This is a genomic window from Sphingobium terrigena, from assembly GCF_003591655.1.
Lineage (GTDB): Bacteria > Pseudomonadota > Alphaproteobacteria > Sphingomonadales > Sphingomonadaceae > Sphingobium > Sphingobium terrigena.
In genome coordinates this window covers 73,417-91,271 of sequence record NZ_QVRA01000012.1, presented here as the reverse complement: position 1 = coordinate 91,271, position 17,855 = coordinate 73,417, and the positions used below count along the sequence as shown (strand labels likewise).

Genomic DNA, 17,855 nt, shown 5'->3' with positions numbered 1-17,855 from the left:
TCTCGACTTCGCTCGAAACGAACGGCTCAAAGTTAAGTCATCGCACCGTTATTCGCAGAAGCAGCGGGTGGCCGTCTGATCGGCGACACCAGCGACACCAGAACGAAGCTGATGATCATCAGCAGATACCAGGCCGCCATTTTCATCGGCGATACCATGCGCCATCCGTCGGCCTGATCGGGATAGTTCCAGGCATTGGCAAAGGTAGCGATATTCTCGGCAAACCAGATGAAGAGGGCGACGAGGAACCAGCCCAGTAACAGTGGCATCGACCTGTGATGGTGGAGCGCCCTGAACCAGATGCGGCAGCGTCCGAACAGCAGAGCGGTAACCCCGAACAGCAACAGCCGAATATCGGGCAGCCAGTGATGGGCGAAGAAATTGATATAGATGGCGGCGGCAAGGACGAAGCTGGTCCAGCGCGGCGGGTAGGCACTGAAACGGAAATCGAAGATGCGCCAGACGCGCGCGATATAGCTGCCGACCGCCGCATACATGAAACCGGAAAAGAGCGGGACAGCACCAATATGCAGCAGACTGGCTTCGGGATAGGCCCAGGAACCCGCCGCCGTCTTGAACAATTCCATCACTGTGCCGACGATATGGAATATGCCGATGACCGCGACTTCGCGCCATGTTTCCAGCCGGAAGGCGATCATGCCGATCTGGATCGCCAGCGCACACAGGGTTAGAAAGTCGTAACGGTGTAGTGGTGCTGAGGCCGGGTAGAAAAAATGCGTGCCGAGCAGCAGCGCGAGGATCAAGCCGCCGAACAGGCAGGCCCATCCCTGTTTGAAACCGAACATCAGAAATTCGAAAACAGGACCGCGCCACCCCGGTGCAATGGCGGTCTGCTCCAGCGCAAGGCGTATGCGGGCAAAGCGGGTCTGGTCGCTCGGCGCAGGTTTCACGCCATCGCCTCATGCTGGCCAAAGCCGTCCGGGACTTCGGGCGGTCGCTGCCTGATCCATCGGCTGGCGATCAGCTTGATGCCGGATTGCACCGGTAGCCCGGCATGTTCGCTCATCGGGTCGGGGCGGCTGTCGGGCAGGGTGTTGGCGAAAAGCAGACCGTCGCCCTTGCGGCCGCGATGGGTGAGGGGGAGGCGAGTGAAATGGGTTTCGCCGCCGTCATAGGCATCGTTCAGATAGATCAGCAGGGTCAGGCTGCGCTGGTTGGTGAGGCCCGGCACGGCGTCGAGATGGGGGCGATATTGCTGGCCGGGGCGGTAGCGCAGGACTTGGAGCGTCTCCCCCTGTTCGACGGCGGTGCCGCTGGCGGCGGCCAGGCGGCGGTTGATAGCGTGGACGGCGGGCCATTCGGACACGATGGGAAAGCCCGCCGCATCCGAATCGCGGACCGGATCGGCGATGAAGCGCTTTTGCCCTTCGTGAAAGATCAGCGCCGGACGCAGCCGCCGGTCGGACAGGGTGGCGAGCAGGTCACATTCCGGCGCGGTGAGCAGGCCGGGCAAGGCAACGATCATTGGGTTGTCGGACAGCGACTGGGGCATAGGCAGGTCGAGCGGATCGCCTTTGGCGTCGATCGCCATCGCGGCGATCAGGGCGCGTTGCTGCGCGGCGATTGGATCGCGGTCCGCCCAGTCGTCGAGCATCGCCAGCGCCCCGGCCCAGTCGCGCGTGCCACCGATCCCGATGGCGAGGAAACCGGCCAGAATCCGCGCGGCACCGATCGTGTCGGCAGCGGCCAGATCAGCGCGCGCAGCAGGCAGGTCGCGCAGCACCAGCCGCCCCTCGACCCGCCACAGCGCCCGCATCGCCAGCGCGTCGCCATCACCGCGTGCGCAACCGGCATCAATCAGCCCACGCGCCGACGCGCTGTCGCCGCGCTGGAGCAGCGCCAGCGCCTCTGCGGCCACGCTCGGCATCAGCGCTTGCGGGTCAACTCCCGCATGGCCGCGTCGATGCCCTCGATCGTCAGCGGATACATGCGGTCGTTCATTGCCTCGCGGATCAGGCGGGTCGACTGGCTATAGCCCCAATGCGCTTCGGGCGTCGGGTTGAGCCACACGGTCGCGGGATAGGTATGGGCGACCCGTTGCAGCCACACCCCGCCCGCTTCCTCATTCATATGTTCGACCGAGCCACCCGGATGGCTGATCTCATAGGGACTCATCGCCGCGTCGCCGACGAAGATCACCTTATAGTCATGACCATATTTGTGGAGGATGTCCCAGGTCGGGGTGCGCTCGGCAAAGCGGCGGCGATTATCCTTCCACACCCCTTCATAAAGGCAGTTATGGAAGTAGAAAAATTCCATATTCTTGAATTCGCTGGTGGCTGCGGAGAAGAGTTCCTCACACAGCTTGACGAACGGGTCCATTGATCCGCCGACATCGAGAAACAGCAGCAGCTTGACCGCATTATGCCGTTCCGGGCGCATGCGGATGTCGAGCCAGCCCTGTCGCGCGGTGCCACGGATGGTTTCGTCGAGGTCCAGTTCCTCTGCCGATCCTTCGCGCGCGAAACGGCGCAGGCGGCGCAGCGCGACCTTGATATTGCGGGTGCCCAGTTCCTTCGTGTTGTCGAGATTGGCAAAGTCGCGCTTTTCCCACACTTTGATCGCGCGCTTATGCTTGCTCTCCCCGCCGATGCGGATGCCTTCGGGATTATAGCCGCCATGGCCGAAGGGGGATGTGCCGCCGGTGCCGATCCATTTATTGCCGCCCTGATGCCGCCCCTGCTGTTCCTCCAGCCGCTTCTTGAGCGTCTCCATAATCTCGTCCCAGTCGCCCAGCGACTTGATCTTCTCCATCTCTTCGGGGCTGAGATATTTTTCGGCGACCAGCCGCAGCCATTCCTCCGGTATCTCCGCCTCCAAGCCCGAACTGCCCAGCACGCCCTTGAACACCTGCCCGAACACCTGATCGAAGCGATCAAGCAGCCCTTCATCCTTCACATAGGTGGCGCGGGCGAGATAATAGAAATCCTCCGGTCGCCGTTCGATGACGTCGCGGTCCAGCGCTTCCAGCAGCAGCAGATGCTCCTTGATGCTGGCGGGGATGCCAGCGGCCCGGAGCGCATCGAGAAAATTGAGTAGCATGTCCGCCCTTGTCGGGCAGCGCGGCGCGCGATGCAAGCGGCCGGATTGATGGCTTGTCGGAATATTAAGTGTTGCAGTGCATGGTTAATGCGTCACTATTCGTTCTTCCAGAAATTTGGGGCGCACGCTTGGAAAACAGGGACTTGCTGGCTGACCTTGGTGAACGGTCAGGTGATATCGCGTTGCAATGCAGCGAAACGGCCGGCTTTCTGAGCGAGCTGAACCGTCGCATTCAGCAGGATTCGGCGCGCCTGTCAGATTTGCAGGCGAATATGGATACGCTGGCCACCAGCCAGAATGAGAGTGTCGCTGCCGCGCAGGAATTGAGCCTGACCGCGCGCCGGGCCGGGCGGATCATCGCCGACGGGCATGAGGTCGTCACCCTGTCGCTGGGCGAAGTGGCGGGCCTGGTCGAGCATGTCACGGGGCTTGAGGGACATTTGCGCCAGTTCCTGTCGGTGATCGAGGCGGTGGGCGACATCTCCGACGAGCTGGGCGCGATCGCGCGGCAAACGCGGCTACTCGGCATCAATGCCGCGATCGAGGCGGCGCGCGGCGGGGAAGCGACGCAGGGCTTTGCCGTGGTGGCGGATGAAATCCGGCGGCTGGCGGGGCAGGCGGGCGAATCGGCGGCGTCGGTTGGCGACAAGCTGGGCCAGCTGGATCGCGATGCGCGGCGGCTGATCGGCGGGGTGGAGGCCAATATCGTGCGCGGGCGCGATGTTGGCACGCATATCGACCGGCTGCGGATGAGCATGGCGGAGATCGCGTCGTTGGTGACGCAATTTGCCGAACGGTCCGACGCGATCGTGACCTGCACCGACGAAGCCGATGGCGATGTCGCGGCGTTGCGGCAGGGGCTGGCGCTGTTCAGCCGGTCGGCGAGCGAAAGCGCGACACGGGTTGAGGTGGCGCGCGGGCAGTTGGAAGGGTTGGAGGGAATGGCCAACGCCATGCTCGATACCGCCGCCCATGGGCCGGGGCGGACCCGAAACAGCCGCTATATCGCACTGGCGGAGGAAGGTGCGGACGAGGTGATGGCGCTGATCCAGCAGGGAATTGCGGATAATCAACTGAGCCTCGCTGACCTGTTCGACAGTGATTATCGCGCGATCGAGGGTTCGGACCCGGTGCAATATCAGACCCGCTTCACCGCCTTTGCCGACGCGCTGCTGCGCCCGACGCTCGACCGGCGTACGAGCGAGGACAGTGCGATCGTGGGCTGCTGCCTCATCGACATGAACGGTTATCTGCCTACCCATATCAGCACGCGCAGCCAGCCCCAGCGGCCGGGCGACCCGCGCTGGAACATGGAACATGCGCGCAACCGCCAGATGTTCATGGACAGCCAGACCCGCCGCGCGCTGGACGGGGAGGGGGATTTCTTCCTGTACACCTATCGGCAGGATCTGGGCGAGGGCCGTTATCGCGCGCTGCGCAGCGTGTTCGTGCCGCTGATTTTTGAAGGGCGGCGTTGGGGCCTGTATGAGGTGGGCTATCTGATCTGACGGACGAGATCGGGACAGGGCGGTTTCCCGTTTGATTTCAGGCTACCCCGCGATCAGGTTCAGCGCACGGGTCAGCAGCGCCACGAAGCGCGCTTCATCGACGCGGGCGGTGTTGTCGTTCCAGCTGGCCGCAATCGCGAACCAGCGGCCATCGCGCGCCTGCGCCAGGAAATTCATGGCGATGACGCCCGGCTCCGATCCGCCTTTATAGCCCAGATAGCGCCAGCGTTTCGCGTCGGCGGGCGCGATGCCGGGATTGACCGCCATGATCGGCAGAGCATCGCCGCCATTGCGCCGCAGCCAGTCGAGCAGGTGAACCATATCGCGTGGTGTGGCAAACCATTCGATGCTGTCGATCGCGGTCGGCACTTCCGCGACCGTGCCGATATCCACCGCGCCCGCTGTCAGCCGTTTGGCGTCGGCCGCAATCAGCGCGCGGCGCGCGTCGGGCGTCGCGCCGACATAGCGGCGCGCAAGGTCGGCATTGGCGGGCATTTTGAGCGCGAACGCCTCCGCCGTGGTCAGCAGCGGCAGCGTCGCGTCCGGGCGGGCATGGCCGCTTATCCCCACCATCGCGTCCACCTTCGTGCGCCCCAGCGCCAGCAACAGCGTATCAGCTGCACTATTGTCGCTCTCCGCGATCATCGCCAGCGCCAGACTGTGCAGCGTCATCGGCGCACCGTCCGGCGTGGTGAGCAGTCGCCCGGAAAAGCTCTTGTGCGAAAGCGGAATCACATCGCTCCAGCGCCGCTCCCCCGCCGCAACGGCGCGGGCGAGTTCTGCCACTATATAGAGTTTGAACGATGACCCGATGGCCATCAGCGCATCGGCCCTGTGGTCATGCAGCCAGACCGGCCCAGCCTCGTCCAGCCGGGCTATGGACAGGGCCGCCCGACCGGGCAGGCCGGCGATATCCGCCAGAAGCCGGTCCATGCTGTCACCGCTTTGCCGCGTGCCAACCAGTTGCAGGCCGATGACGCGGTGGGGCGCTTGCGGCGCGACCACCAGCGTGAAGCCGACCGTTGCCCGCTCATAGCGAATTTCCACCACCCCCGTGGTGGGGCTTTCGACCTGCACCGCCCCGCGCGCCACTGGCCTGCCATGCTGGTTGCGCAGATCGGCGGCCAGTGCGCGCCATTGCGCTACCGGCACGGCGTCCAGGAACAGGGTGGAGAAATAGGCGTCCTCGCCGCCAGGGGCGCTGAGCATGTCGAGCAGCTGCGATGCCCGTTGCTGATAGGCGACAGTGGGTTGGGCAAGGCTGCCGGTCGGCAGAAAAATCACAAACAGGGTGATGAGGATCGACCAGAGCCGCACACGCTAGATCCGTATCCGGGTTAGACGGCATTTCATGCGTCGATCGCTTCTTCGTCGACCGCTGCCGCATTTTCCTGAATGAAGGCGAAGCGGTGCGCCGGGTTGGTGCCCATCAGCCGGTCGACCAGATCGCGCACGCTGGCGCGTTCCTCGACATCGGCGGGCAGGGTGATGCGTATCAGGCTGCGGGTTTTGGGGTCCATGGTGGTTTCGCGCAGCTGCATCGGGTTCATTTCGCCCAGCCCCTTGAAGCGGCTGACTTCGACCTTCTTGCCCTTGAATTCCTTGCGCATCAGCGCCTCGCGATGCGCATCATCCTTGGCATAGAGGCTCTTGCCGCCAGCCACGATGCGATAGAGCGGCGGCTGCGCCAGATAGAGATGCCCGCGCCGCACCAGTTCCGGCATTTCCTGAAAGAAGAAGGTCATCAGCAGCGTCGCGATATGCGCGCCGTCCACGTCGGCGTCAGTCATGATGACGATGCGGTCATAGCGCAGATTGTCGGGGTTGCAGTCCTTGCGCGTGCCGCAGCCCAGCGCCAGGATCATGTCGGCAATTTCCTGATTGGCCAAAATCTTGGCATTATTGGCCGACGCGACGTTCAAAATCTTGCCGCGCAGGGGCAGGATCGCCTGGGTCTTGCGATCGCGCGCCTGTTTGGCGGAGCCGCCGGCCGAATCGCCTTCGACCAGGAAGATTTCGGTGCCTTCGGGATTGTCGGTCGAACAGTCGGTCAGCTTGCCGGGCAGGCGCAGCTTGCGCGCACTGGTCGCGGTCTTGCGCTTGACGTCCTTTTCCTGCTTGCGCTTGAGCCGCTCGTCCATCCGGTCGATGACATAGGCCAGCAGCGCCTTGCCGCGATCCATATGGTCGGTCAGGAAATGGTCGAAATGGTCCCGCACCGCATTTTCCACCAGCCGCGCCGCGTCCGGGCTGGTGAGCCGATCCTTGGTCTGGCTTTGAAATTGCGGATCGCGAATGAACACGGACAGCATGATTTCCGATGACGTCATGATGTCGTCGGCCGTGATGTCCTTGGCCTTTTTCTGGCCGATCAGGTCGCCAAAGGCGCGGATGCCCTTGACCAGAGCGGTGCGCAGCCCCGCTTCATGGGTGCCGCCATCGGGCGTCGGGATGGTGTTGCAATACCAGCTGTAGCTGCCATCCGACCAGAGCGGCCAGGCGACCGCCCATTCGACCCGCCCGGCGGTGCCGGGGAAATCCTGATTGCCCGCAAAAAACACGCTGGTCGCACATTCGCGGTCGCCAACCTGTTCTTTCAGATGATCGGCAAGGCCACCGGGAAACTGGAACACGGCCTCGGTCGGCGTATCGTCGCTGATCAGTTCCGGCGCGCATTTCCAGCGTATCTCGACGCCCGCGAACAGATAGGCCTTGGACCGGGCGAGGCGATGGAGCCGGGCAGGCTTGAATTTCTGTTCGCCGAAAATCTCCGTATCGGGAACGAAGCTGACCGACGTGCCGCGCCGGTTGGGGGCCGCGCCCACCTTTTCCAGCGTGCTGGTAGGGTGACCCTGCGAAAAGCTCTGACGGAACAGCTCCTTGTTGCGGGCGACCTCTACCATGGTGGTGGTCGACAGCGCGTTGACCACGCTGATGCCGACGCCATGCAGGCCGCCCGACGTGGCATAGGCCTTGTCGGTGAACTTGCCGCCCGAATGGAGCGTGGTCATGATGACCTCCAGCGCCGACTTGCCGGGGAATTTCGGGTGCGGATCGACCGGGATGCCGCGGCCATTGTCGATGATGGTCAGCCGGTTGCCCGGCTCCAGCGTCACCTCGATCCGGGTGGCATGGCCAGCGACCGCCTCGTCCATGCTATTGTCCAGCACTTCGGACGCCAGATGGTGCAGCGCGCGCTCGTCCGTGCCGCCAATATACATGCCGGGGCGGCGGCGGACTGGTTCCAGTCCTTCGAGCACTTCAATGGCGGAGGCGTCATAGCCGGGGGAGGATGTGGGCTGGGCGGCGAACAGGTCATCGGACATGCCGACAAGCTATAGGCAGGCGAGCGATCCACGCAAGCGCTGTGCTGAAATGGCAACAGCAACGAAATGTTACATCTGCGAGTGAAACAAAAGCGCTTATCAAGCCGTTAGCGGTTCGCAGTTGGGTTTTGACACCCGATCAGGCGAGGAGATTTTTCAATGCATTTCAACCGTATCGCGCCGCTCGGCGCCACCCTGGCGCTCGTTCTGGCGGCGTCGCCCGTTCTGGCGCAGGATAGCGGCACGGTCGACTGGACCGGTCCCTATGTGGGTGGGTCGTTCGGCTATAATTTCCAGAAGAAGGACGGCGCCGAACATCTGCGTTTCGACACCAATGCGGACGGCACCTATGACGACACTATCCGCACGACGACTGGTGCCAATGCTTTCTCGCCCGGCACCTGCGGCGGCGCGGCGCGCGGTGCCACCCCGGCAGCGGGCTGCGACGATGACAAGGATGCGATCGGCTGGATGGGCCATGTCGGCTATGACATGCAGTTTGGCGGCATTGTCGCCGGTGTCGTCGCCGAAGCGGGCAAGGCCTATATCAGCGACAGCGTGAGCGAATATTCGACCACGCCGGCTTTCTACACCATGACGCGCCGGATCGACTGGAACGGCAATCTGCGTGCGCGCCTGGGCTACACCACGCCGGGCGGCATCATGCCCTACATCACCGGCGGTCTGGCCTATGCGAAGGTCAAGAACAGCTTTGGCACCAGCAATGGCGCGAACAGCTTTACGCAGGTCGATGCCAAGGAGGATGCATGGGGCTGGACCGCAGGCGGCGGTATCGAAGCGAAAGTGTCCGACAATTTCTCGATCGGCGCCCGCTATTTGTGGACCCGCTATAATGTCGGCGATTATCGCGTCGATGTCGGTGCGGGTAGCGCCCCTGCGACCAACCCGTTCCGCATCACCCCGTCGGGCGGCGCGAGCATCAATCGCGGCGACAAGTTCGACACGCAGAGCGTGATGGTAACCACCAGCTTCCGCTTCTGATCAATGGCATGAAAGAAGGGGCCGGTTCCTGCGCAGGAACCGGCCCCTTCTTCGTGTTTGGATTAGATGCTTAACGAACCCGCGGGCCACCAAAAGGCAGCGGCGGGGGCGGACGGCGGGTGCCGCGCGGCAGTTGCGCCTGATAGGCGCGACCGCAATGTTCGACGCAATAGGGGAAGCCGGGATTGACCGCTTCGCCGCAGAAATGGAAGTCCGGCTCGCCCGGATGCCCCATCGGCCATTTGCAGATCCGCTCGGTCAGATCGAGCAGCGATGTCTTGCCAGCAATCTCGGCGCTCGGCTTGGCGGGAACCAGACGGCGCGGTGGTGCTGGCGGGATCGGCGCCTGCTGGTCACCCGGACCCTGACGCAGGAATCCGCCGGGACCAACCGACACGATGCGCGGCTGCGGCTTGGGGGCTACGACTGGTGCCTCGTCCGTAACGGGCGCAGGCGCGGCGGGCGCAGCGGCGGGGGTGAAGGCGCGGACCGGAGCCGGGGCTTCAGCCACTGGCGCGGGGGTGGCCGGACGCTGCGCTGCCTCAACCTCCGTCGCCGGAGCGGCGCTGGCGGGCTTGCGCGGTGGCACCGCTGCTTTCTTGGGCGCGTCATTGGCCTTGACCGGCGAAGGCCGCGATTGCAGGCCAAGGCGATGGGCCTTGCCGATCACCGCATTGCGGCTGACGCCGCCCAGTTCCTCGGCAATCTGGCTGGCGGTCAGGCCGCGCTCCCACATCCCCTTGAGCTGGTCGATACGCTCGTCGGTCCAGGACAATGAAACACTCCTCAAAATATCTGGCTGCGTCCCTATATGGGAAGCCGGTGCGCAGGTTCAAATGTGTGAACAGCGCCCTTGCAGCAAATCCTCTCAGCCGATAGTCGATCCATCCATGAACGACCAGCCCAAAATTGCCCCGACCGCGCCAGCCCTGCCGCCATTCCCCGAACCGGGGGTGCCGGTGATTCGCAACATCAACTGGGCGGGCAGCTGGGCGCTTTATCTGAAAGAAGTGCGCCGCTTCATGAAGGTGCAGCTTCAGACGGTGTGGGGCCCTGCGATCACGACCCTGCTGTTCCTGGTCATCTTCATCGTCGCCCTGGGCGGCAGCGGCCGCACCGTGATGTTGCGCGGACAGGCTGTTCCCTTCGCCGATTTCGTCGCGCCCGGCCTCATCATCATGGGCATGATCAACGCCTGCTTCGCCAATGCGAGTTTTCCGCTGATGGTGGGCAAGGTGCAGGGGACATTGGTCGATTATCTGATGCCGCCGATTTCGGTCGGCGAATTATTGGGCGCACTGGTCGCCTCCTCGGTCACGCGCGCCTTGTTCGTCGGTTCGGCGCTATGGGCGGCGATGGCGCTGTGGCCCGGCGTGCATGTCACCCCGGCGCATCTGTGGGCGGTGCTGTGGTTCGCGCTGATCGGCACCAGCTTCATCGCCTTTCTGGGCGTGCTGACCTCCATCTGGGCCGACAAGTTCGATCATAACGCTGCGGTCACCAATTTCCTCATCGGCCCGCTGGCGCTGCTGTCCGGCACCTTCTACTCGATCGACCGGTTGCCGCCCTTCTTTCAGGCGATCAGCCACGCCAATCCCTTTTTCTATATCATTTCGGGCTTCCGCTATGGCTTCGTCGCGGCAGCGGACACCAATATCATCGTGGGCAGCAGCGTCTTGCTGGCGCTCAATATCGGGCTGGGCGCGCTTTGCTACATGCTTTTAAAGCGGGGCTGGAAGATCAAGGCGTAGCGCTCAGGAAAAGGCGGCGAGGATCGGCATGATGGCACTAAGGACGATCACTATCGCCGCCGCCAGCAGCCAATGACGCCAGCGGGGCAGGGCGCTGTCGTGCGCCTCTTCGTCCCACGGCCACATCAATGGCCGACACTGCCAAAGCGCGTGGACGTAAAGCCCGCCGCGATCATCGCACATTTCATCAAATGCGTATCACCCGCTCAGATATGGATGCCCTAGCATAGCGTCTGGACGGCACAAAACCATGGGCGGGCGGCCCCGTGTTCAGGCGATGGTTACATTTCTCTGCCACATCGGGCTGCGATACCGCTTTGCAGCATGAAAGATTGATGATGAAGGTTGCCCCATGAAGGTCGCCATAGTGTTCGGCACGCGCCCCGAAGCGATCAAGATGTTCCCGGTGATTCACGCCTTGCGCGCACGGCCCGGCGTGGAAACCCGCGTCATCGTGACGGCCCAGCATCGCGGACTGCTGGATCAGGTGCTGGAGATTGCCGGAATCGTGCCGGACGTCGATCTTGACGTCATGGTCCCCAACCAGACGCTCGACGGGCTGACCGCCAAGCTGATCGTCGAACTGGGCAAGGCGTTCGACGCCGAAAGGCCCGATCGCATTGTCGTCCATGGCGACACGCTGACCACCATGGTCGCGAGCCTTGCGGCCTATTATCGCAAGATCCCGGTCGCCCATGTCGAGGCGGGCCTGCGCAGCGGTGACATCCACCATCCCTGGCCCGAAGAGGTGAACCGTCGCGTGGTCGCCTGCATCGCCGACATGAATTTCGCGCCCACGCAAGCCGCCGCTGACGCGCTGCTGCGCGAAAGCCGCGATGCGGCGGGCATTCACATCACCGGCAATACCGTGATCGACGCGCTGCTCGCGACTCGCGACAGGGTGCTGGCTGACCCGTCGCTTGCCAGCGGCCTAGATGATCTCGCCGCGCGCTTTGCGGGCAAGCGCATCATTGCCGTCACCAGCCACAGGCGCGAAAATTTCGGCGGCGGCATGGAGGCGATCGCCCGCTCCATCGCCGACATCGCTGCCCGTCCCGATGTCGCGGTGATCTTCCCGGTCCATCCCAACCCCAATGTCCGCCCGATCATGGACGCCGTGCTGGGCGTCCTGCCCAATGTGGCGATGATCGAGCCGCTGGATTACCCCCATTTCGTCCGCCTGCTCGATCTCTGCACTCTCGTCCTGACCGACAGCGGCGGCGTGCAGGAAGAAGCGCCCTCGCTCGGCAAACCGGTGCTGGTGATGCGCGAAACCACCGAACGGCCCGAAGGGGTGGAGGCTGGAACGGCGAAACTGGTCGGCACCGACCGCGCGCTGATCGTGCGGGAGGTGCTGGCGCTGCTGGACGATGAGGCGGCCTATGACGCCATGGCGCGGGCGCATAATCCGTTCGGCGATGGTCATGCGGCGGAACGGATTGCGGCGATTATCGCGGGATAGAGCGTCCAAATCTCCTCTCCCTCAGGGGAGAGGCAACGAGACTTGGCAGCTTGCTGCCTTAGTCGCAGTGGTGAGGGCGTCCGCCCTGACGTTGGCGCACAGCCCCCTCATCCAACTGCGCCTAACCGATCCTTCGGATGCGGTAAGGCTCCATATCCTTCTCCCCCAAGGGGAGCAGATCGATCTTGGTGCCACCGTTACCGAAATCTTCAGCATTTCCGGGCAGAAACAGGGGCAAATCTTAGCCTCATAAGGACTGCCCCTCCATGCCCGTCGACACCAAGCAGAAGGTTTCCGTCATCGGCCTTGGCTATATCGGTCTGCCGACCGCAGCCCTGATCGCCCGTGGCGGCGCGCAGGTGGTGGGCGTGGATGTGTCCGCCCATGTCGTGGAAACCGTCAATTCGGGCCGCGTGCATATCGAGGAGGTCGATCTGGACGGGCTGGTGCAGGGCGTTGTCGCGCGCGGCAATCTGCGCGCCAGCCTCACGGTCGAGGAAAGCGACGTGTTCATCATCGCCGTGCCGACCCCGGTATCGGAAGATCGCGCGCCCGACATCAGCTATGTTCTCAAAGCCGCCCGCACCATCGCTCCGGTGCTGAAGGCAGGCGACACGGTGATCCTGGAATCCACGTCCCCGGTCGGCACGACCGAAGCGATGCGCGACGTAATCGGCACGATGCGCCCTGACCTCAAAATGCCCGGCAAGGGCGTGCAGGGCGACATCGCCATCGCCTATTGCCCTGAGCGGGTTTTGCCCGGTCGTATCCTGGTCGAGCTGATCGACAATGACCGCTGCATCGGCGGCATCACGCCGCGTTGCGCGCGCAAGGCGCTGGGCTTCTATCGCCAGTTCGTGCGCGGTGCCTGCATCACCACCACGGCCCGCGCGGCGGAGATGGTCAAGCTGGTGGAAAACAGCTTCCGCGACGTCAACATCGCCTTCGCCAATGAACTCTCGGTGATCGCGGAGAATATGGACATTGACGTGTGGGAAGTGATCCGGCTGGCGAACCGCCATCCGCGCGTCAACATCCTCTCGCCCGGTCCCGGCGTCGGCGGCCATTGCATCGCGGTCGACCCGTGGTTCATCGTCCATGGCGACCCGGAAAATGCCCGCATCATCCGCACCGCACGCGAAGTGAATGACGGCAAGACCGACTATGTCGTGGCCAAGGCATCCGACATGATCGACGCCTTCGCGAACGAAAATGTCGCCTGCCTGGGCCTCGCCTTCAAGGCGAATATCGACGATTTCCGCGAAAGCCCGGCGGTCAAGGTCGCCGCGCGCCTCGCCCGCCGCTATGGTCGCCGGATCAAGCTGGTCGAACCCTATGCCCATGCCCTGCCGATGGAATTTGCCGGGACCGGCGCGGAACTGATCGATCTCGATACGGCTCTGGAACAATGTGGCGTGTTCGTCATTCTTGTCGATCATGACATGTTCAAATCTGTCCCCGTCGATGAACGTGTCGGCAAATCTGTCTATGACACGCGCGGCATCTGGCCGGACCAGCCGCGCCGCATCGCTGAACCGGCGCCGGGGCGCGTCGCCGTCTGACAATCGGCCATCGGGCGCGACCCGTCGCGCCTGTGGTTGCCATCGCCGTGCCGCACCGCTACCCCCCGGCCTCAAGTGGGCCATAAGGGGGCAGATGTGCAGATGACCATCAGGCAGATATATGCCGCGATGACAGGCTGCGCCTTGCTGTCCGCCTGCGCCAGTGTCGAGCAGGCACCGCGCGGTGACGCCGCCTATGCGCTCATCCCGCCAGCGCTCGCCATCGGTGCCGATTATCGCCTCTCCCCCGACGATGTGCTGCGCATCCAGGTCTATCATGAACCCGGCCTGTCGCTGGAGGATGCGCAGGTCAGCGCGGCAGGCATGGTGCGGATGCCGCTGATCGGGGATGTGCCGGTCGCTGGCCTGTCATCGGGCGACGCAGCAGACCTGATCGCCGCGCGGCTGGGCCAGCGCTATCTGGTGTCGCCGCAAGTCACGATCTTTGTCAAAAAGGCCGTCGGTCGCCGCATCACCGTGGACGGCGAAGTGCGCGAGCCGGGCCTGTTCCCGCTCGACGGGCGGCTGACGCTCAGCCAGGCGGTGACGCTGGCAAAGGGGCCGACCCGCCTCGCCAGCCTCTCGCAGGTCATCGTTGTGCGGCAGATTGACGGGCAGCGGCAGGCGGCGATGTTCGATCTTGCCGCGATCCGCCGGGGACAGGCCGCCGATCCCGAAATCCTGCCCGGTGACACGATCATCGTCGGCCTGTCGCGGGCGAAGGCGATTCTCGGCGGCTCCCTGCTGGCCGCGCCCGCGCTGGCAGCGGGGTTCATCGCCCTTGACGGGAAGAATTGATGAGCGCTTCTGAGATCATCGCATCGGATGAAGGCCGCGCCGCCCGCTTCGCCGCCACCACGCGCCACGGCTGGGCCGTGTTGCGCCGCCATCGCGTCATCCTGTTCGTCACCATGGCACTGTGCCTGCTGGCGGGCGCGCTGTTCATCCTCATGTCCACCCCCGACTATCGCGCGACCGCCTCGGTCGAGGTGCAGGACATACCCGCAGGCGCCGCCGGGGCAGGGGCGCAGGCCACCCCGCGCGTCGCGCCGGGCGACATCGAATCGCTGATGCAGACCGAGTTGGAAGTGCTGCGCAGCCGTGCGCTGGCCGAAGAGGTCGCACGCGATCTGGCGCTGGTCGGTACGCCCACTTTCTTTGCCGGCATGGACCGCCAGCGCCCGACCGAGGGCGCAGGCAGCCTGACCCAGCGGCAGGTCGAACAGGATGCGGTCATTCGTCTGCTGCGCGACAATCTGGAAGTCGAACTGCCCGGCAAGTCCCGCGTGTTGCGCATCAGCTTCGTGAGCGCCGACCCAGTCCTGTCGGCGCGAGTCGCCAACAGCTATGCCGACAGCCTGATCCGCGCCGACCTGAAGCGCGGCTTTGAATCGGGCGTGCAAGCGCGCCGTTTCCTGCTGGGCGAACTGGACGGCGCGCGTAACGATCTGGCACGGGCGGAGCGCGATCTGGCGGTCTATGCCGCCCGCACCAGCACGGCGACGGACGAAGAGAGCGACACGCAACGCCCACCGGAAGGCACCATCTCGGCCCGCCTCGTCCAACTCAACGCCTATCATGCGCAGGCGCTGGCCGATCGGATCGCGGCGCAGAAGCGTTGGGAAGGCGCCCGCCGGGCGAGCGCCGAAACTCTGCCCGAAGTGCTGGGCAATGGCGCGATGCAGACATTGATGGCCAGCCGCGCCGAAGCCCGCGCCGCTATTGTCGAGGAACGCCAGTTCCGCAAGGACGCCCATCCCGACATGCGCGAGGCCCGTGCGCGCCTCGCCGCGCTGGACGATCAGGCGGAGGTGATGGCCAACACCATCCGCGCATCGCTGCGCGAACAATATGAGGTCGCGGTGCATGGCGAAACCCAGATTGCCGCCGAAATCGCCGATCTGGAACGGCAGGCGCAGGCCGAACGCGGGCGCGACGTGCAGACCGGCATATTGGAACGCTCGGTCGATACATACCGGATGCTGCATGACAGCCTGCTCCAGCGCTATCGCGACATGGCGTCGCAGGCGGGGTTTCAGGCAGGCCGCATCCAGCCGCTCGATCGTGCCGCCGTGCCGACCCGGCCTTTCTCGCCCCGCATCGGCGTGACGCTGTTGCTGGCGTCGCTGGGCGGGATTGCGCTGGGCCTGCTGCTGGTCGCGGCGCGGCATATGTTTGACGACGCCGTCACCTCCGCCGATACGCTGGCGGAGCGGGTCGGGCTGCCGCTGCTGGGCGCAGTGCCGGTGACCGGCGATGCACCCCAGCCGGTCGACATCTTCTCGCCGCTTGCCTCTTCGCTGCTGCTGGCGTCGGCGGGGGGGCTGCCCCGCTCCATCCTCGTCACCAGCGCGCAGGAGGGGGAGGGCAAGTCGCTGACTCTCCACGCGCTTGCTTTGGCGCTGGCGGGGTTGGGCAAGCGCGTGCTGGTGATCGACGGCGATATGCGCCGCCCGGTCCAGCACAGCCTGTTCCGCCTGCCCGCCGGGCGCGGCATCAGCGAATTATTGACCGGGCAGGCGAGCGCGGATCAGGTCATTATGGACACCGGCACGGCGGGTGTCGCCCTGCTTCCCTGCGGCGCGGTGCCGCCCAACCCGGCGGAACTGCTGGCGACCCCGGCGCTCGAAGCGCTGCTGCTTGCGGTGCGGGAGGACTATGACACGGTGCTGATCGACGCGCCGCCGATCCTGGGCGGGACTGACGCGCTATTGCTGGCGGGCAAGGTGCAGGCCAGCCTGCTCGTGGTCGAATGGGGCCGCAACCATCATGGCGGCCTGCGCGCAGCCGTGGACCGCCTGCGCCGCGCGGGCGGCACCATTATCGGCGCCATCCTGACCAAGCAGCAGGGCCGGGCGATGGAATATGATTATCACCGGGGCGGGTGAGGCATAAAGCACCCCTCCCCTAAAGGGGAGCGGTTAAAGCGCGTTATTACGCCCGCGCCAGCAGTCCTTCGACCAGCCCGTCGAACAGACGCTTGCCATCGGTCGCGCCATGGGCGGCCTCGATCACCCGTTCGGGGTGCGGCATCATGCCCAGCACATTGCCCTTGTCGTTCAAAATGCCCGCAATATTGCGCGCCGAGCCATTGACGCTTTCGGCATAGCGCAGTGCGACCCGGCCTTCGCCTTCCAGCCGGTCGAGCGTCGCGTCGTCAGCGAAATAATTGCCATCATGATGCGCGACCGGATAGGAAATCGCTTCGCCAGCAGCATAGCGGCTGGTGAAGGCGCTCTGCGCATTTTCCACCGTCAGCGCGACGTCACGGCACACGAAATGCCCACCGGCATTGCGCAGCAGCGCGCCGGGCAGCAGGCCGCTTTCGGTCAGCACCTGAAAACCGTTGCAGATGCCCAGCACATAGACGCCGCGATCGGCCGCCTGCGCCACCGCCTGCATCACCGGGGACCGCGCGGCCATCGCACCCGACCGCAGATAGTCGCCATAGGAAAAGCCGCCCGGCACGCCGATCAGGTCGATGTCGTCGGGCAGCTGCGTGTCGCGATGCCACACCATGGTCGGCTTCGCACCCGTCGCGGCCTCGAACGCCACTGCCAGGTCGCGGTCGCAATTGCTGCCCGGAAAGACGATGACGGCGCTCTTCATGGCTCAGGCGACCTTTTCGATGCGGTAATTTTCGATCACCGTGTTGGCCAGCAGCTTGCGGCACATGGCGTCGATATCCTCGTCACTGGTGCCATCGGCCAAATCCAGCTCGATGAGCTTGCCTGCGCGCACATCATTGACGCCATCAAAGCCCAGGCCTTCCAGCGCATGGTGGATCGCCCGGCCCTGCGGATCGAGGACACCGCCCTTGAGGGTGACGAAGATGCGGGCTTTCATGAGGGGCGAACTCCTTGACAAGGACAGGACCGAACCATGCGGTTGCGGGGGTATCGACTTTGCGGCTCCCCTAGTCCCCACACGGCGGGGAGGCAAGCCATTATGCTTTTGTTAGCGACTGTCGCGATACTGTCACGCTGTAGAAATTCGGGGGAAGCATTGGGGCATGTCCGGGCTGGCGCTGGCGATGTTTGTCGGGCTGTTCGCATGGGGGCAGCAGATTGTGGGCTATGACGACCCGCATGGAAAGGTGCAGCTTGCCCTGCTCGCCACCTTCAGCTTCGGTCTGATGATCGGTTATCGCGCCAATCGTTGAGCGTTTTTCAATGCCAATT

17 protein-coding genes are annotated in these 17,855 nt (G+C 64.4%); 8 read left to right on the top strand and 9 right to left on the bottom strand.

The window, feature by feature from the left end:
• Positions 1-32: 32 nt before the first annotated feature.
• The 3 genes from D0Z70_RS14380 to D0Z70_RS14370 are packed head-to-tail and all read right to left on the bottom strand — an operon-like array spanning position 33 to position 3,063.
• Entirely contained in the window at positions 33-911 is an 879-nt protein-coding gene (locus tag D0Z70_RS14380) for a DUF817 domain-containing protein (RefSeq protein WP_119747581.1), read from the bottom strand.
• Positions 908-1,888 (bottom strand): 2OG-Fe(II) oxygenase, encoded by a 981-nt coding sequence (locus D0Z70_RS14375; RefSeq protein WP_119747579.1) that lies wholly within the window; start codon positions 1,886-1,888, stop codon positions 908-910. The genes D0Z70_RS14380 and D0Z70_RS14375 overlap by 4 nt, the downstream gene beginning before the upstream one ends.
• Positions 1,888-3,063: a vWA domain-containing protein gene (locus D0Z70_RS14370; protein ID WP_119747577.1), complete on the bottom strand. Its 1,176-nt coding sequence runs from the start codon at positions 3,061-3,063 to the stop codon at positions 1,888-1,890. The genes D0Z70_RS14375 and D0Z70_RS14370 overlap by 1 nt, the downstream gene beginning before the upstream one ends.
• 143 nt (positions 3,064-3,206) lie before the next feature.
• Between D0Z70_RS14370 and D0Z70_RS14365 the strand changes: the two genes are divergently transcribed.
• Positions 3,207-4,571: a methyl-accepting chemotaxis protein gene (locus D0Z70_RS14365; RefSeq protein WP_182913974.1), complete on the top strand. Its 1,365-nt coding sequence runs from the start codon at positions 3,207-3,209 to the stop codon at positions 4,569-4,571.
• A gap of 42 nt (positions 4,572-4,613) precedes the next feature.
• Here D0Z70_RS14365 and D0Z70_RS14360 read toward each other — a convergent pair whose 3' ends face one another.
• Positions 4,614-5,888 carry a serine hydrolase gene (locus D0Z70_RS14360; protein ID WP_119747572.1) on the bottom strand — a complete coding sequence of 425 codons (1,275 nt, stop codon included), beginning with the start codon at positions 5,886-5,888 and terminating at the stop codon, positions 4,614-4,616.
• Positions 5,889-5,920: 32 nt separating this feature from the next.
• The gene (gene parE / locus D0Z70_RS14355) at positions 5,921-7,897 is read right to left on the bottom strand and encodes a DNA topoisomerase IV subunit B (RefSeq protein WP_119747570.1); all 1,977 of its coding nucleotides are present in this window, start codon (positions 7,895-7,897) and stop codon (positions 5,921-5,923) included.
• Positions 7,898-8,056: 159 nt separating this feature from the next.
• On the opposite strand from parE, the gene D0Z70_RS14350 reads away from it, so the two are divergent.
• Entirely contained in the window at positions 8,057-8,899 is an 843-nt protein-coding gene (locus D0Z70_RS14350) for an outer membrane protein (protein WP_119747568.1), read from the top strand.
• A gap of 70 nt (positions 8,900-8,969) precedes the next feature.
• Here D0Z70_RS14350 and D0Z70_RS14345 read toward each other — a convergent pair whose 3' ends face one another.
• Positions 8,970-9,674 (bottom strand): GcrA family cell cycle regulator, encoded by a 705-nt coding sequence (locus D0Z70_RS14345; RefSeq protein WP_119747566.1) that lies wholly within the window; start codon positions 9,672-9,674, stop codon positions 8,970-8,972.
• Between the two features lie 115 nt (positions 9,675-9,789).
• On the opposite strand from D0Z70_RS14345, the gene D0Z70_RS14340 reads away from it, so the two are divergent.
• Positions 9,790-10,650 (top strand): ABC transporter permease, encoded by an 861-nt coding sequence (locus D0Z70_RS14340; RefSeq protein ID WP_119747564.1) that lies wholly within the window; start codon positions 9,790-9,792, stop codon positions 10,648-10,650.
• 3 nt (positions 10,651-10,653) lie between these two features.
• On the opposite strand, the gene D0Z70_RS25690 is transcribed toward D0Z70_RS14340, so the two are convergent.
• Positions 10,654-10,776, bottom strand: coding sequence for a hypothetical protein (locus tag D0Z70_RS25690; RefSeq protein ID WP_275402219.1), 123 nt, complete (start codon positions 10,774-10,776; stop codon positions 10,654-10,656).
• A 226-nt stretch (positions 10,777-11,002) separates the two neighbouring features.
• Here D0Z70_RS25690 and wecB point away from each other — a divergent pair, with 226 nt between their 5' ends.
• The 4 genes from wecB to D0Z70_RS14315 all read left to right on the top strand — a co-directional run bounded on the left by wecB (position 11,003) and on the right by D0Z70_RS14315 (position 16,562).
• Positions 11,003-12,112 (top strand): non-hydrolyzing UDP-N-acetylglucosamine 2-epimerase, encoded by a 1,110-nt coding sequence (gene wecB, locus D0Z70_RS14335; RefSeq protein ID WP_119747562.1) that lies wholly within the window; start codon positions 11,003-11,005, stop codon positions 12,110-12,112.
• Positions 12,113-12,378: 266 nt separating this feature from the next.
• Positions 12,379-13,674 carry a UDP-N-acetyl-D-mannosamine dehydrogenase gene (wecC, locus tag D0Z70_RS14325; protein WP_119747558.1) on the top strand — a complete coding sequence of 432 codons (1,296 nt, stop codon included), beginning with the start codon at positions 12,379-12,381 and terminating at the stop codon, positions 13,672-13,674.
• 102 nt (positions 13,675-13,776) lie between these two features.
• Positions 13,777-14,472, top strand: a complete 696-nt coding sequence (locus D0Z70_RS14320; protein ID WP_119747663.1) for a polysaccharide biosynthesis/export family protein — start codon at positions 13,777-13,779, stop codon at positions 14,470-14,472.
• Positions 14,472-16,562, top strand: coding sequence for a GumC family protein (locus tag D0Z70_RS14315; RefSeq protein WP_119747556.1), 2,091 nt, complete (start codon positions 14,472-14,474; stop codon positions 16,560-16,562). Before D0Z70_RS14320 ends, D0Z70_RS14315 begins: the two co-directional genes overlap by 1 nt.
• Positions 16,563-16,608: 46 nt before the next feature.
• Here the strand turns inward: D0Z70_RS14315 and purQ are convergent, their stop codons facing one another.
• A complete protein-coding gene (gene purQ, locus D0Z70_RS14310; protein ID WP_119747554.1) occupies positions 16,609-17,283 on the bottom strand; it encodes a phosphoribosylformylglycinamidine synthase subunit PurQ in 675 nt (224 codons plus the stop codon).
• Between the two features lie 3 nt (positions 17,284-17,286).
• Positions 17,287-17,520: a phosphoribosylformylglycinamidine synthase subunit PurS gene (gene purS, locus D0Z70_RS14305; RefSeq protein ID WP_006959918.1), complete on the bottom strand. Its 234-nt coding sequence runs from the start codon at positions 17,518-17,520 to the stop codon at positions 17,287-17,289.
• A gap of 166 nt (positions 17,521-17,686) precedes the next feature.
• On the opposite strand from purS, the gene D0Z70_RS24940 reads away from it, so the two are divergent.
• A complete protein-coding gene (locus tag D0Z70_RS24940; protein WP_182913972.1) occupies positions 17,687-17,836 on the top strand; it encodes a hypothetical protein in 150 nt (49 codons plus the stop codon).
• Positions 17,837-17,855: the final 19 nt, after the last annotated feature.

Coding starts and splice junctions, on each gene's coding strand:
- parE (WP_119747570.1), bottom strand. CDS start 7,897: ATGTCCGATGACCTGTTCGCCGCCCAGCCCACATCCTCCCCCGGCTAT.
- D0Z70_RS14375 (WP_119747579.1), bottom strand. CDS start 1,888: ATGCCGAGCGTGGCCGCAGAGGCGCTGGCGCTGCTCCAGCGCGGCGAC.
- D0Z70_RS24940 (WP_182913972.1), top strand. CDS start 17,687: ATGTCCGGGCTGGCGCTGGCGATGTTTGTCGGGCTGTTCGCATGGGGG.
- D0Z70_RS14315 (WP_119747556.1), top strand. CDS start 14,472: ATGAGCGCTTCTGAGATCATCGCATCGGATGAAGGCCGCGCCGCCCGC.
- purS (WP_006959918.1), bottom strand. CDS start 17,520: ATGAAAGCCCGCATCTTCGTCACCCTCAAGGGCGGTGTCCTCGATCCG.
- D0Z70_RS25690 (WP_275402219.1), bottom strand. CDS start 10,776: ATGTGGCCGTGGGACGAAGAGGCGCACGACAGCGCCCTGCCCCGCTGG.
- purQ (WP_119747554.1), bottom strand. CDS start 17,283: ATGAAGAGCGCCGTCATCGTCTTTCCGGGCAGCAATTGCGACCGCGAC.
- wecB (WP_119747562.1), top strand. CDS start 11,003: ATGAAGGTCGCCATAGTGTTCGGCACGCGCCCCGAAGCGATCAAGATG.
- D0Z70_RS14340 (WP_119747564.1), top strand. CDS start 9,790: ATGAACGACCAGCCCAAAATTGCCCCGACCGCGCCAGCCCTGCCGCCA.
- wecC (WP_119747558.1), top strand. CDS start 12,379: ATGCCCGTCGACACCAAGCAGAAGGTTTCCGTCATCGGCCTTGGCTAT.
- D0Z70_RS14320 (WP_119747663.1), top strand. CDS start 13,777: ATGACCATCAGGCAGATATATGCCGCGATGACAGGCTGCGCCTTGCTG.
- D0Z70_RS14350 (WP_119747568.1), top strand. CDS start 8,057: ATGCATTTCAACCGTATCGCGCCGCTCGGCGCCACCCTGGCGCTCGTT.
- D0Z70_RS14370 (WP_119747577.1), bottom strand. CDS start 3,063: ATGCTACTCAATTTTCTCGATGCGCTCCGGGCCGCTGGCATCCCCGCC.